At 71.4% G+C, this 13325-nt stretch carries 13 protein-coding genes; 6 read left to right on the forward strand and 7 right to left on the reverse strand.

Annotated features, from left to right (window positions below; translation table 11 throughout):
- The first annotated feature begins 24 nt into the window (after positions 1-24).
- A complete protein-coding gene (locus A4R43_RS36820; RefSeq protein ID WP_113696301.1) occupies positions 25-660 on the forward strand; it encodes a rhomboid family intramembrane serine protease in 636 nt (211 codons plus the stop codon).
- On the opposite strand, the gene A4R43_RS36825 is transcribed toward A4R43_RS36820, so the two are convergent.
- Complete coding sequence (locus A4R43_RS36825) at positions 657-3746, reverse strand: amidohydrolase family protein (protein ID WP_162788720.1); 3090 nt, start codon at positions 3744-3746, stop codon at positions 657-659. The genes A4R43_RS36820 and A4R43_RS36825 overlap by 4 nt on opposite strands.
- Before the next feature lie 124 nt (positions 3747-3870).
- Here A4R43_RS36825 and A4R43_RS36830 point away from each other — a divergent pair, with 124 nt between their 5' ends.
- From A4R43_RS36830 to A4R43_RS36840, 3 genes are read left to right on the forward strand one after another with little or no spacing between them, the layout of a single operon-like run.
- Positions 3871-4527 (forward strand): rhomboid family intramembrane serine protease, encoded by a 657-nt coding sequence (locus A4R43_RS36830; protein WP_113696302.1) that lies wholly within the window; start codon positions 3871-3873, stop codon positions 4525-4527.
- Entirely contained in the window at positions 4524-5330 is an 807-nt protein-coding gene (gene murI, locus A4R43_RS36835) for a glutamate racemase (RefSeq protein WP_113696303.1), read from the forward strand. Before A4R43_RS36830 ends, murI begins: the two co-directional genes overlap by 4 nt.
- Before the next feature lie 26 nt (positions 5331-5356).
- Positions 5357-6124 carry an MBL fold metallo-hydrolase gene (locus A4R43_RS36840; RefSeq protein WP_113696304.1) on the forward strand — a complete coding sequence of 256 codons (768 nt, stop codon included), beginning with the start codon at positions 5357-5359 and terminating at the stop codon, positions 6122-6124.
- Here the strand turns inward: A4R43_RS36840 and A4R43_RS36845 are convergent.
- A complete protein-coding gene (locus A4R43_RS36845; RefSeq protein WP_205215145.1) occupies positions 6112-6936 on the reverse strand; it encodes a hypothetical protein in 825 nt (274 codons plus the stop codon). The two genes, A4R43_RS36840 and A4R43_RS36845, sit on opposite strands and share 13 nt — an antisense overlap.
- A gap of 90 nt (positions 6937-7026) precedes the next feature.
- Here A4R43_RS36845 and rph point away from each other — a divergent pair, with 90 nt between their 5' ends.
- Both rph and rdgB read left to right on the forward strand, forming a co-directional pair.
- A complete protein-coding gene (rph, locus tag A4R43_RS36850; RefSeq protein WP_113696305.1) occupies positions 7027-7800 on the forward strand; it encodes a ribonuclease PH in 774 nt (257 codons plus the stop codon).
- On the forward strand, positions 7797-8399 hold the full coding sequence (rdgB, locus tag A4R43_RS36855) for an RdgB/HAM1 family non-canonical purine NTP pyrophosphatase (protein WP_113696306.1): 603 nt from the start codon (positions 7797-7799) through the stop codon (positions 8397-8399). The genes rph and rdgB overlap by 4 nt, the downstream gene beginning before the upstream one ends.
- On the opposite strand, the gene A4R43_RS36860 is transcribed toward rdgB, so the two are convergent.
- From A4R43_RS36860 to A4R43_RS36880, 5 genes are all read right to left on the reverse strand, one after another.
- A complete protein-coding gene (locus tag A4R43_RS36860) occupies positions 8396-11392 on the reverse strand; it encodes an NACHT domain-containing protein (RefSeq protein ID WP_113696307.1) in 2997 nt (998 codons plus the stop codon). The genes rdgB and A4R43_RS36860 overlap by 4 nt on opposite strands.
- A gap of 1 nt (position 11393) precedes the next feature.
- Positions 11394-11867 carry a thioredoxin-dependent thiol peroxidase gene (bcp, locus tag A4R43_RS36865; protein ID WP_113696308.1) on the reverse strand — a complete coding sequence of 158 codons (474 nt, stop codon included), beginning with the start codon at positions 11865-11867 and terminating at the stop codon, positions 11394-11396.
- Between the two features lie 30 nt (positions 11868-11897).
- The gene (locus A4R43_RS36870; RefSeq protein ID WP_113696309.1) at positions 11898-12431 is read right to left on the reverse strand and encodes a hypothetical protein; all 534 of its coding nucleotides are present in this window, start codon (positions 12429-12431) and stop codon (positions 11898-11900) included.
- A gap of 222 nt (positions 12432-12653) precedes the next feature.
- Entirely contained in the window at positions 12654-12836 is a 183-nt protein-coding gene (locus tag A4R43_RS36875) for a hypothetical protein (RefSeq protein ID WP_113696310.1), read from the reverse strand.
- 26 nt (positions 12837-12862) lie between these two features.
- On the reverse strand, positions 12863-13258 hold the full coding sequence (locus tag A4R43_RS36880) for a winged helix-turn-helix transcriptional regulator (RefSeq protein WP_113696311.1): 396 nt from the start codon (positions 13256-13258) through the stop codon (positions 12863-12865).
- Positions 13259-13325 lie beyond the last annotated feature (67 nt).

Raw genomic sequence — 13325 nt, forward strand, 5'->3', positions numbered from 1 at the left:
AACCGGGCAGGTAGCGTCGAAGGCATGACGTTGCCCGAGCCGGTCAACCCGCCCAAACCGCCGGTCCCGCCCGGCAAGCGGATCCTGCCGCCGAAACCGCTGGCCTCACTGGTGGTGGTCACCGGCTTCGTCGCGCTGCTCTGGGTGATCGAGGGCATCGACACCGTGCTCGCCCACCCCTTCGACGACGACGGCATCTGGCCGCGCACCATCGAGCAGTGGGACGGCATGATCTGGGCCCCGCTGCTGCACTACGGCTGGGACCACCTCGCCGCGAATTCGGTGCCGCTGCTCGTGCTGGGCCTGCTCGCCACCTCCGGCGGCCTGCGGCAGTTCTTCGGCGTGATCACCACCATCTGGCTCTTCGCCGGCGTCGGCACCTTCCTGATCGGCAGCGCGGGCGTGCACGCCGGTGCGTCCAGCCTGGTCTTCGGCTTGCTCACCTTCCTGCTGCTGCGTGGCCTGTTCGCGCGCAGCATCCTGCAGATCCTGATCGCCGCCGGGGTTTTCCTGCTCTACGGCTACGCGTTGTGGGGTGTGCTCCCGGCCGAGCCCGGCGTTTCCTGGGAAGGCCACCTGTGCGGTGCCATCGGGGGCATCGTCGCGGCTTGGATGGTCGGGAAGTCGCTCCGGCCAGCCAAGCCGCAACCCGCCCTCTAGAGCCCGCAGCAGACGTGTTCCGACCACTCCGGCCGGTGCCACCAGTGCCCGCGTTCGGCCGTGCTGCTCGCGGGCAGCACCGGGTTCGACACCTCGCCGCTGCCCGGTGACCGGAACGGTTCCAGCAGCTCGTCCACCTGGTGCGCCACCCCGCCGACCACCACCTGCCGCACGGCCGCCGCGGCCCGGATGTCCGCGAGCGGGTTGCCCTCGACCAGTGACAGGTCCGCGTACGCACCCGGCCGCAGTTCGCCGAGCCGCCCGGCGAGGCCGAGCCGCCGCGCCGGGTTGCGCGTCGCGGTCACCAGCGCTTCGTACGGCGTGAAGCCGAATTCGACCATCGCGCGCAGGTTCTGGTGCAGGGAGATGGCGATGTTGTCGAGCGGGGTGTCCGTGCCGCAGATGACGAACCCGCCGCCGCGGTGCACCCGCAGCACCATGTCCACGTTGCGCGCCAGTACCTCGCGCACGTACGCGTTCTCCGGCTTGCCCGCGTTCTCGGCGTCGGCCACCAGCCGGTCGTACTCCCACTGAGGGAACAGCACCTTCGTGCGCTCGTCCTCGACCAGCGACTTGTCACCGGCGTAGAGCGCCTTGGAGTTGAACAGCGTGGGCGTCAGCGACATGCCCGAACGCACGAACAGCTCGATGGCGTCCTGGTACGCCCGCCCGGTGCGGCTGACCGTGTGCGAGTAGCCGAGCCGGTTCGTCGCACCGGTGTGCTCCATCCCGTCCATGCCGATGTTCGCCGCCGGGAACAGGTAGTGCGACGACAGCGGGATCCCGGCCCGGTGCGCGGCTTCGACGGCCTCGCGCTGCAGGCGGACCGGCAGCCGGACGTAGGTCTTGATCAGGTCGTAGCCGAGCGAAACCGCCCGGTCCATCTCCAGCCGGAGTTGCTCCGGCGACAGCGTCGGGCGCATGAAGTTGTAGTAGACGCGCGAACCGTCGATCGCTTCCCCGGTGCCGAAGAACCGCGGCCCCAGCCGGGCGCCGGATTCGAGCGCCTCCCGCGTTTCCAGCATCTGGTACACCGGGTCGCCGGGCGAACGCGTGGTGGTGATGCCGTAGGACAGCCACAGCCTGCCCTGCCGGTCACCCCAGTGCCTGCCCCGCAGGTGCCAGTGGTTGTGCGCGTCGATCAGCCCCGGCATGGCCACCAGCCCGCCCGCGTCCACGTCGGCGGTGCCCTGCCGCGGCCGGATTTCCTTGATCCGCCCGCGTTCCACCACGATGTCGACGTTCTCGCGCAGCTTCTCGGCGGTGCCGTCCCACAGCCCGCCGACGCGGATGACCGTGCGGTCGGCGGGTTTCGGCCGCGCCCAGCTGAAGTCGAGGCGGATCGTGCGTGGTTTCCCGCCGTCCACGGCGATCCGGCGCAGCTCGCCCTTGCTCAGGTAAACGAGCGTGCCGTTGTCCAGCCAGGCGAGCGAGTCGGTGACCTCACGCGTGACCTGCTTCGGCTCACCGAGGAAGGTGCCCTTGCCATCGACCGGGACCACCCACGCGGTGCTCTCCACGGTGAACGCCAGCCGCTTGCCGTCGGGTGAGAACAGCGGGCCGTCGTCACCGCGCGTGGCCAGCGAGCGGAACGGCATCGGCTCGGTGTAGGTCAGCTCGCCGCCACCGACCGGCACGGTCAGGATCTGGCTGGTGCCCTCGCGGAACCGCTTGGAGAACGGCTTGACCGCGGCGAGCGCGATCGTGCCGCCGTCAGCCGACCAGCTCGGCCTGCCCGGCATGAACAACGCCGGGGTCAGCTGCCGGACCTCCTTGGTGGCCACGTCCAGCGTCCACAGCGCACCGTCCTGGTCGGTGTAGGCGATCTTGGTGCCGTCCGGGGACCAGCGCGGCGCGACCTGCGCGCCGGGCAGCGCGGTGATTACCGAGTCCGTGCCGGAGGCGAGGTCGCGCAGCCAGAGGTCGGCGGTGCCGAGCCGGTCGCTGGCGTAGACCAGCTTCGTGCCGTCCGGCGAGAAGTCGGGGTCGGAGCTGAAGTACTGGTCCGAGGTGAGGCGCTGCGGTCTGCCACCGGCGGACGGCACCAGGTACAGCGCGTTCAGCGCGCGGAAGGCGAGCGTTTTGCCGTCCGGCGAGACCACCGGGCTCGCGATGCCGCGCACCGGCTGGGGTGCGGGCGAGTCGAGATCGCGCACGCGATGCCGGTAGTCGCGGCGCACGATCGGCACCACCGCTTCGAACGGAATGTCCACAGTGGACTCGCCGGTGCGGCGGCGGATGCGGCCGTCCGCGGTGTAGAGCACGCCGGAACCGGTCCAGGTGGCGGCGAAGCCGAACACGTCCTCGCCCTTGGTCACCTGCTGGCCGCCGAGCATCAGGTCGGCGGTCGAGCCGCGCAGCAGCAGGTAACCGGGCGTCCGGTCGTCCGGGCCGAACGCGGGGCCGTAGATCTTGCCGCCCGCCGGTGCGGTCAGCAGCGTCGTGCGCGCGCCGCTCGCCACGGTGACCTGGTCGATGGTGGTGTCGTCCACGGTGAACAGCACACGCTGCCCGTCCCGCGACCACCTCGGCGCGCTTTCCTCGGCGGCCGAGTCGGTGAGCGGCTGGAGCTGGCCGTTGGCGGGGTCCAGCAGCCAGATGCCGTAGCTGCCACCACGATCGCTGCTGAGCACGATGTGCTTGCCGTCCGGCGAGAAGACCGGCTCGCGGTGGTCGTACTGCCCGCTGGTCAGCTGGCGCGGGGAGCCGCCGGCGATGTCCAGCAGGTACAGGTGGTAGTTGCCGTCGCGATAGGACTGGAACACCAGCGACCGGCCGTCCGGCGACCAGTTCGGCAGGGTCGCGTCCTGCAGGTCGTCGGTGAGCCGCCTGGCCCTGCCGCCGGCCGCCGGGAGCAGCCAGATGCCGGTGACCAGGTCCATTGCCAGCGTGCTGCCGTCCGGTGACGGCGCGACGGAGAAGTTCGTGCCTTCGGTCAACCGCACCCCAGGACGGCCGTCGAGTTCGGGTTGTGCCGCGGGTTCCCCGGCCAGTGCCACGGCGAGCGGATCGGCGACGCTCAGCCCGGCGGCGAGCAGACCCCCACGCAGGAACACCTCACGGCGGGACAGGCTTTCGGGTGACATTCCCACCACCTCCCGGGCAAACTATGCCGGGACGCGCATCCGTCGTCCAGATCAATTTCCCCGAGTCCGACATCAGGGATTTCTCCCGAGGCGGTGCGGACGCGACGCGCCTAGCCTGGAATTCGTGAGCACACTTCCAGCGCAACCCACCGGTGGCACACCGGCCACCGACCCGGCCAAGCGCGTGCTGCCCGCCCGGCCGAAGGCCGCGGCGCTGCTCGCGCTGGGCTTCGTCGCCCTGCTCTACCTGGTCGAGCTGGTGGACGTGATCCTGCCGGCCAACCTGGACAACGGCGGCATCCAGGCCAGGACGCTCGCCGGGCTCGACGGCGTGATCTGGGCGCCCGCCCTGCACGACGGCTGGAGCCACCTGTTCGCCAACACCATTCCCGTGCTGGTCTTCGCCTTTCTCGCGATGGCGAGCGGGATCGGCCGGTTCCTGGTGGTCACCGGCCTCATCTGGGTGGTCGGCGGGCTCGGTGTGTGGCTGGTCGGCCCCGGTGACGCGGTCACCGTCGGCGCCTCCGGGCTGGCCTTCGGCTGGCTGGCCTTCCTGCTGGTGCGCGGGCTGTTCAACCGCAGCTGGCCGCAGCTGGGCGTGGCGCTGGCGCTGCTGGCGATCTGGGGCGGGATGATCTGGGGCGTGCTGCCGACCGATCCGAACGTGTCCTGGCAGGGGCACCTGTTCGGCGCGCTGTCCGGCGTGCTGGCGGCCTGGCTGGTCAGCCGGAAGCGCGCGGTCAAGCCCGCCACGGCGGCCCCCGGTAATCTCGACGCGTGACCGATTCCCGTGCTCCCATCGGCGTGTTCGATTCCGGCGTCGGCGGGCTCACGGTGGCCAGGGCGATCGTCGACCAGCTGCCCGGCGAGCAGCTCCGGTACGTCGGCGACACCGCGCACAACCCGTACGGCCCGCTGCCCATCGCCAGGGCGCGGGAGCTGGCGCTGGCCGCGCTCGACGACCTGGTTGACAGCGGGGTCAAGGCGCTGGTGATCGCCTGCAACACCGCGTCGGCCGCCTGCCTGCGTGACGCGCGTGAGCGGTACGACGTGCCGGTGGTCGAGGTGGTGCTCCCGGCGGTGCGGCGCGCGGTGGCCGCCACGCACACGGGCCGCATCGGCGTGATCGGCACCGAAGGCACCATCCGCTCGCGCGCCTACGAGGACGCCTTCGCCGCGGCCAAGGACGTCCGGGTGACCAGCGTCGCGTGCCCGCGGTTCGTCGACTTCGTCGAGCGCGGCGTGACCTCCGGCCGTCAGGTGCTGGGCCTGGCCCAGGGCTATCTGGACCCGCTTCTGCGGGCGGAAGTCGACACGCTGGTGCTCGGCTGCACGCACTACCCGCTGCTCACCGGGGTGCTGCAGATCGTGATGGGGCAGGAGGTCACGCTGGTCTCCAGCGCCGAGGAGACGGCCAAGGACGTGGTGCGCGTGCTGACCGAACTGGACCTGCTCGCCGAGCGCGAGCCGGGCGAGCCGCCGCGCCACGAGTTCACCGCCACCGGTTCCGCCGAGCCCTTCACCCGGCTGGCCCAGCGTTTCATGGGATTCACCCCGGGTGTGTTCTCGGCCATGAGCGGTTAGCCGGTCCACATGGCAGAGTGCCGGGGGTGCGATTGACGATCCTCGGTTGCTCGGGCAGCATCCCCGGGCCGAACCGCGCCGCGTCCGGGTACCTGCTGGAAGCCGAGGGTTTTGTGCTCGGCATCGAACTGGGCAACGGCACGCTCGCACAGCTGCAGCTCACCCGCGATCCCTTCGAACTGGACGCGTTGCTGCTCTCGCACCTGCATCCCGACCACTGCGCGGACGTCAGCGCGCTGACCGTGCTCCGCCGCTACCACCCCGAGCTGCCGTACGACCGGCGCCCGGCGAAGCTGCCGCTCTACGGCCCGGCGGGCACCGCGGCCCGGCTGGCCAACGCGTACGCGCCCAACGCGGCCGAGCTGGCCGAGACCGACCTGTCCGATGTGTACGACTTCCGCGAGCTGACCGAGGGCACCACGCACATCGGCCCGTTCGAGCTGGACGTGGCGCAGGTCGACCACCCGACCCCGGCCTTCGGGCTGCGGATCCGGCACGGCGGGCGCGCGCTCGCCTACACCGGCGACACCGGCCCGTGCGCGGCGCTGGCCGGGCTCGCCGCGGACGCCGACGTGCTGCTCAGCGAGGCGTCCTGGACCGACGCGGCGGACCGGCCGCCGGGGGTGCACCTGTCCGGGAAGCAGGCGGGCGAGCTGGCACGCGAGTCCCGCGCGCGCAGGCTGCTGCTCACCCACGTCGCGCCGTGGACCGATCGTGAGGCCGTGCTCGCCGAGGCGCGGCTGGAGTTCAGCGCGGCCGAGCTGGTGGAGCAGGGCGCCGTCTACGACCTCTGAGTTCGCTGGGGGCCCACGTCGGCGAGGTAGTCGTCGAACAGCTCGTAGAAGTAGGCGCCGCACAGCCTCAGCATGCTGAACGTGCCGCCGCCGATGTCGAATTCGGACAGGTCGAGCGCCAGCTCGGCGCCCTTGCGCGACGGGGTCGCGTTGGTGACGTCGGTGAACCAGTCGAGGAAGGTGATCTGCTGCGGCGAGCCGGGCACGCCGCCCGGCGAGAGCAGGTCGAGCAGCGGCGGCCGGTTGCGCAGCACCCAGCGGTAGAACTCCGAATAGGCGAAGAAGCGTTCCTCGACCGCGCTCGCGGGCACCCCGTGCACCTGCTCGGCGAGCCACACGCCGTGTTCGGTGGAGGCCTGCTCGGCCTGGCTCCAGGCGAGGTCGTGCGCGGCGCGGCCGGTCAGCTTCCCGTCACGCAGCTTGGTCAGGTACGCGGCCCACTTCGCCGAACCGGGGTTGCCGAAGGTGTCGGTGCCCCGGCCGAGCGCGATGGCCAGCCCGCGTTCGATGCCCTCCACGATGCCCGCGTCCACATAGGACACCCAGCTGCCGGGGGCGCCCATGTCGTGGTCGCGGAAGAAGCCGATGATGCCCTCGATGTTGCGCCAGCGCGGGGCGTAGCCGGGCAGCAGCTCGGCGGCCGGTCCGGCGGACATCTCGCGGACGAAGGCCAGCCGCTCCGGCATGCTCATCAGGTTGATGTCCTCGGCGGTGCACTCGAGCGTCGCCGTGCAGTCCTCGGCGGCGACGGCCGGGGCCGCACCACCGATCAGCACCAGCAACGCGAGCAGGACGGCGCGGACCCGGTTCATCGGACCTCCCCAGTGAGTTCGATGCCCGCTGACGGTAACCGCGTCGCACCGCCTCAACAAGTGCGGAGGAGGTGGTTCTAGAGTGCACGGGTGGCTAGAAAAGACGGCAGGACCGATGACCAGCTCCGCGAAGTCAAGATCACCCGGGGCTTCCAGCGGTGGCCGGCCGGCTCGGTGCTCATCGAGTTCGGCGACACCAGGGTGTTGTGCGCGGCGAGCGTGACCGAGGGCGTGCCGAGGTGGCGGGCCGGTTCCGGGCTCGGCTGGATCACCGCCGAGTACGCGATGCTGCCCTCGGCCACCAACACGCGCAGTGACCGCGAGTCGATCAAGGGCCGCGTCGGCGGGCGCACGCACGAGATCAGCCGCCTGATCGGGCGCTCGCTGCGTGCCTGCATCGACCTGGCCGCGCTCGGCGAGAACACCATCATGATCGACTGCGACGTCATCCAGGCCGACGGCGGCACCCGGACCGCGGCCATCACCGGCGCCTACGTCGCGCTCGCCGACGCCGTCACCTGGCTCGGCGCCGCGGGCCGCCTGGCCGACCCGCAGCCGCTGGCCACCGCGGTCGCCGCGGTCAGCGTCGGCGTGGTCGACGGCCGCGTGCGCCTCGACCTGCCGTACGAGGAGGACTCGCGCGCCGAGGTGGACATGAACGTGGTGGCCACCGACGCGGGCACGCTGATCGAGGTGCAGGGCACCGGCGAGGGCGCCACCTTCCAGCGGTCCACTTTGGACACCATGCTGGACTTCGCGCTCGCTGGGTGCGCGCAGCTGGTGGAGAAGCAGAACGAGGCGCTGGCGCTGCCGTACCCCGGTGAGCTGCCGGAACCGAAGCCGGACAAGAAGGCCAAGAAGTGAGCAGGCTGCTGGTCGCCTCGCGCAACGCCAAGAAGCTCGGGGAGCTGCGCCGGATCCTCGACGCCGAAGGGCTCGGCGGCATCGAGGTGCTCGGCCTCGGTGACCTGCCGGAGTTCCCGGAAGCGCCGGAAACCGGTGCCACCTTCGAGGAGAACGCACTCGCCAAGGCTCGCGACGCCGCGGCGGCCACCGGGCTGCCCTCGGTCGCCGACGACTCCGGCCTGGCGGTGGACGCGCTCAACGGCATGCCCGGCGTGCTCTCCGCGCGCTGGTCCGGCAGGCACGGTGACGACCAGGCGAACCTGGACCTGGTGCTGGCGCAGCTGTCGGACACCCCGGACGAGCGCCGGGGCGCGGCCTTCGTCTGCACGACGGCGCTGGTGGTCCCGGGCGGCGAGGAGACCGTAGTGCGCGGCGAATGGCGCGGCACGCTGCTGCGGGAAGAGCGCGGTACCAACGGTTTCGGCTACGACCCGATCTTCGTCCCGGAGGGCGGCACGCGGACGTCGGCGGAACTGGAACCGTCCGAAAAGGACGCCCAGTCCCACCGGGGCCGGGCGTTGCGGGCACTGCTGCCGCACCTGCGCGCGCTGGCCTAGAGCAGTTCCACCCTGGTGTCCGGGTGCAGCACGCTGACGTCCACGCCGTCGTGCTCCCGCAGGAACAGCCACCGCAGCGGTAGCTCGCGCAGCGGGGACAGGTCGGCCCGGCCGACCGGCCGGATGCTGAGCGTGTTCAGCGCCGGGAACGTGGTGGGCACCGCGGCCAGTTCCGGTTCCTGGTCGAACAACGCCAGGTCGGTCAGCCCGGACAGGGGCGTGGTGGCGGCAAGGCACTCGCCGGAATACCTGGTGAGCACGAGGTGCCGCAGTTCCGGCAGGCCATGCAGGGCATCGAGGTCCGGGAGCGTGCCGGTGTCGTCCAGGCTCAGCCACCACACCCGCGGTGTGTGCCGCAGGAAGTCCAGGTCGGCCCACGGCAGCTGCTGGCTGAGCCCGAGTTGCTTCAGGGCGGGCAGTTCGGCGAGCGTGGCCAGGCCGGTGAAGTGGTGCGCCCGGTACACCCGCAGCCGCGTCAGCTGCGGGTAGTCGCGAAGCCAGCGCAGGTCGATCGGGCGGTCCGGGTCGCCGAAGAACATCAGGTCGTCCAACTGCGGCAGCTCGCCGAGGTCGCCGAAATCCTCAGGAGGATCGGTGTAAACCGAGAGCTGCGTGAGGTGCCGCAGCCGCCGGACGTACGGCAGGCACTTCAGCGAACGGACGATCAGCCAGCCGTTGCGCAGCGGGGAGTCGGCGAGCACTTCGTCCGCGTACTGCTCCGGTTCGAAGAACTGCCAACCGTCCTGCAGTTCGTTCTGCACGACGCTGCGCGAGTCCTGGGCGTAACCGGCGAGCAGGCGCAGGGCCGCCGCGTCGCCGGTCAACGCCGCTACCCGCACGGTCGCCGCCGCCTTGGCATCCGACAGGCCGGAGATGTCCGTGGGCAGGTGCTTGAGCACGCGGTGGCCGACCGTCGCCAATGACGCCGTTTCGCGGAGGTCGCGGGGCGGCACCAGCTTCCGCAGCGCGGCGTCGACGCGGGCGTGGGTGGCGGGATCGATGTCCCGCACGGTTTCCAGGCAGGCCGCGGCGAGCAGCCGCAGGCGGCGCGCGCGGCGGCGTTCGCTGGTGGCGCGCTCCAGCAGGCCGTCGACCAGCTCACCCGCCTGCCGCGCGGTGGCGTGCCCGCAGGCCATCACCACGGTCTCCCGCCAGGTGTCCAGGTGCGCGTGCGCCACCAGGGTCGGAATGTGGTGCTGCTGCACGGCTTCGTCCGCGGCGAGGTATTCCTGGAACGTCCGGTGCACAAAATCGACGCGGCCGGGCACCGGTTCCCGCAGCACGCCGCTGCGTTCGAGCAGGTGCGCCAGCAGCGCCTCCGGGTCCGCGGTGACGTTCGGCATCGCGGGCAGTTTCGCGGTCAGGTGCCGCAGTGCCTCGTCGCGGGCGAGTTCGACGCGGTTGGCCAGCGTCAGCCGCCACGCCAGATCGCGCAGCAGCACGCGTTTCTCGGCGTCACCCAGCAACCCGGCCAGCCCGCGTTCGGTGTCCCGCAGGTGCAGCAGCATCGCCAGCGCCTTGGCGTACAGGTCCATCCGGCTGGTCGGCAGGCTCGCGCGGTGCGAAAGGTTCAGCGCGCACAACATCGCGCACAGCAGCGGGCTCGCGGCCAGCTCACGCAGGTGCGTGCGCTCCAGCTGGGCGCTCAGGCGGCGGTGTGCCTTCTCCACGTCGTCGGCCGCGACTCCAGCGGACTCGGCGGCGTCGTGCCAGCGGCGGAGGAAGGCGCGGACGTTCGTCGGTCCCATCGGGTCGAGCACCACCGCGGAGAAGCCCTCGTCGGACAGCCAGCGGTGGTCGGCCGCCGCCGGTCGCGCGGTGACCACCACCTTGACCGCGGGATAGGCGTCGAGCAGCTCGCGCAGCCACGCCTTCACCTCGCGACGGCGGGCGGCCGGCACCTCGTCCACGCCGTCGACCAGCAGGATCGCGCCGGAGCGCAGCACCCGGTGCGCCCAGCCGCCCGGCATCAGCCCGGCGATCGCGCTCGTCCCGTGCGCGACGAACTCCTCCGGCGCGGGCAGGCTTCTGCCCGCGAAAGTCCGCAGCCGGACCACAAACGGCACCAGCCCGGCCCAGCCGTGCAGCTCACCGCGGAACTCGCCGCGGGCCGCGGTCACCGCCAGCCAGTGCAGCAGCGTCGTTTTGCCCGAACCCGCTTCTCCCCGCAGAAGCGTGCGGTTGCTGCGGCCGACGGCCCATTCGACCGGCATCTCGCCCCGCCACGGCTTTTCGTGCTCGTCGTCGCGCCGCTCGGCCGGGGTCGGGGTGGACACGCGCAGGCTCAGGTAGGCGACGGTCAGCGGCAGGCGCGGCTGTTCGTCGGCGGGCAGGCCCAGCAGCTCCAGCCGGTCGAGCGAGTTCGCCAGCGCACGCAGGTAGACCTGCCGGAACTCGGCGTCGTGATCGGTGCCGCGTGGCGCGAGCAGCGTGGTGACCGGGGTGGTGGTGAGCAGTTCCTCCAGCCTGCTCAGCCGCGACAGCACCTCGGCCAGCGCGGCGGGCTGGAACGCGGGCAGGTAGCGCACCACCTGCACCAGGTGGCGGCACGACTGGTCGAGCGCCAGCTCGTACAGCGGCCACGCCCGTTCGGCCAGCGCGACCTCGGCGGGCCGGCCGGCGAACTGCTCGCGCACGCGGCGCGCCAGCGCCTCCGGGTCCGCGTCGGCGGCGAGCAGCGCTTCGTCGGAGAGGTCGACCTGCCGGAGCACGTCGGTCACCGCGAGCACGGCGGCTTCGACTTCGTTGTCCGGCAACGCGGCGAACCGGCTGTCCAGCACCGGCGCCAGCTGCTCGGCGACCAGCGTTTCGACGCGGTCGACCAGATGGTCCAGGTTCCGGCGCTTGAGCGGGCCGCCCAGCTCGTGCTCGGCCAGCTCGGCGAGGCTCGCGGATCGGTCGAACTTCGCCCGGCGGCGCTGGAGCCAGAACCGGGCGGCGTGCTGGGCGACCGAGCCACCCAGCTTCAGCGCCGCGGCTTCGAGGCCCGCCACGTCAGGCGGAGACGCCCAGGTCCCTGATCAGCTTCGCCACGTGCCCGGTGGCACGCACGTTGTAGAACGCGTTCGCGATCTTGCCCTCGGGATCGACCACGAAGGTGGACCGGATCACGCCCTGCACGACGCGGCCGTAGTTCTTCTTCTCCCCGAACGCGGCCCACTCGGTGAGCACGGTCTTGTCCGGGTCGGCGAGCAGCGGGAAGGTCAGCGACTCGGCCTCGACGAACTTCGCGAGCTTCTCCGGCTTGTCGGGCGAAATGCCGAGCACCTGGTACCCCGCGTTGTTCAGCTCGGCGAGGTTGTCGCGGAAGTCGCAGGCCTGCTTGGTGCAGCCAGGGGTGCCGGCGGCGGGGTAGAAGTAGACGATCACGTACTGCCCGCGGAAGTCCGACAGCGACACCTTGTTGCCCGCGCTGTCGGGCAGGGTGAAGTCGGGGGCCGCGTCGCCGGGGGTAAGTCGCTCGCTCATGCCCGGGACATTACCGCCACCACCGCGGGCTCAGGCCTGGCCGGTGTAGAGGGCCGAGGTCACGCTTTCCGGGCCCGGCCGCACGGACATCCTCAGTTCGACCGGCTCCGCGGGCATGGCGAAAGCGAAGGTCAGGCGCACGTTCCGGCCCGGCTCGACGTCCTTCGCCGCGTCCACGATGCCGGTGAAGCCCTGCGCGGAGTCGACCACCTGCTTGGCCGGTTCGCCCGCGACCGTGGCCGAGGCCGAGAAGCCGGACAGGCGGTACGGCTGCTTGCCGTCGTTGAGCAGGTTGACCTCGAAGGCCACCGCACGGGCGCAGCGCGGGTACGCGGTCGCGCTCGGCTGGAAGGTCCTCGGGGTGGAGACGAGCACGGTCAGCCCGTCCGGGAAGCGGAACTCGCGGCCGAAGTCGACCTGGGTCTCGGCGGGCACGAGCCGCTGGTGGGCGGCCGGTTCGGTGCCGGGAATGGTCATCGCGGTGTTGGTGTCCACGGCGGCGGCACCACAGCCCGCCGTCGCCAGCAGCACGCAGGCGAACAGCAAGGGTCTCCGCGAGCGCACTGGCGCTTCTCCTGTCCCGGTCCGGCTGGCAATGGTCCGTTCGGCGTAGGTACTTCGGCCGACGCGCTCCACTCTCTACGTACCGTGCGGTACGCGCGAGCCGGTTGGGCCGGTTGACGCGTAGCTGACGTCGGGCCGTGGCCGATCCGTGACCGATAATGCACGGCGGGTGACAGTCGTCACGAAAGTGTCAGTGTTCAGAAGAGACCCCCATCAGGCCGCTCACACGGCGAGCGCGAAGAAGAGCACGAAGATCGCCAGCCCGGCCAGCCAGGCGACCAGCAACCAGCCGAAATCCCGCCACGGGTTCACCGGGCGGGTGTCCTCACCGGGCACGTAGACCCCGCGTGCCTCGAACCAGTCGGCCCAGGCGCCGACCCAGCGGAACGGGTTCTTCGCGGGCACGGCTCACCTCCTGGTCCGCCGCCACTTTAGCGGGCGTCGGCGGCGTTCGCCGCGTCGTAGCGGGCGCGCGCGGCGGTGATCGTGTCGCGGTGGCGCTCGGCCCACCTGGTCAGCCCGCGCAGCGAGCCGTACAGCTCCAGCGCCATTTCCGTGGAGGTGTACTCGACCTTCGGCGGCACGGTCGGGTAGACGGTCCGGACGAGCAGGCCGTCGCGCTCCAGGTTGCGCAGGGTCAGCGTGAGCATGCGCCGGCTGATGCCCTTGACCGCGCGCTCCAGTTCGGTGAACCGCACCGGCCCGTTCGACGCCTCCAGCAGGATGCCGATGGCCCACTTGCCGCTGACGCGCTGCAGTGCTTCGAGCACCGTGCACGCCTCTCCGGAGCTGACCTGCTCGGACACATCGATGTTCCCCTGAGACATGAAAGTGCCTCCTTCCGCTCTGCGTCATGGTCACACAAGATGGTCGCTGTAACAAGAAGTGCCCTGG

Origin of the sequence: Amycolatopsis albispora (genome assembly GCF_003312875.1) — a bacterium.
GTDB classification, from domain to species: domain Bacteria; phylum Actinomycetota; class Actinomycetes; order Mycobacteriales; family Pseudonocardiaceae; genus Amycolatopsis; species Amycolatopsis albispora.

Bases quoted from the DNA above. Each gene is read 5' to 3' on its own strand.
- A4R43_RS36820 (WP_113696301.1), top strand. From the start codon at position 25: ATGACGTTGCCCGAGCCGGTCAACCCGCCCAAACCGCCGGTCCCGCCC.
- A4R43_RS36880 (WP_113696311.1), bottom strand. From the start codon at position 13,258: ATGTCTCAGGGGAACATCGATGTGTCCGAGCAGGTCAGCTCCGGAGAG.
- A4R43_RS36845 (WP_205215145.1), bottom strand. From the start codon at position 6,936: ATGAACCGGGTCCGCGCCGTCCTGCTCGCGTTGCTGGTGCTGATCGGT.
- A4R43_RS36825 (WP_162788720.1), bottom strand. From the start codon at position 3,746: ATGTCACCCGAAAGCCTGTCCCGCCGTGAGGTGTTCCTGCGTGGGGGT.
- bcp (WP_113696308.1), bottom strand. From the start codon at position 11,867: ATGAGCGAGCGACTTACCCCCGGCGACGCGGCCCCCGACTTCACCCTG.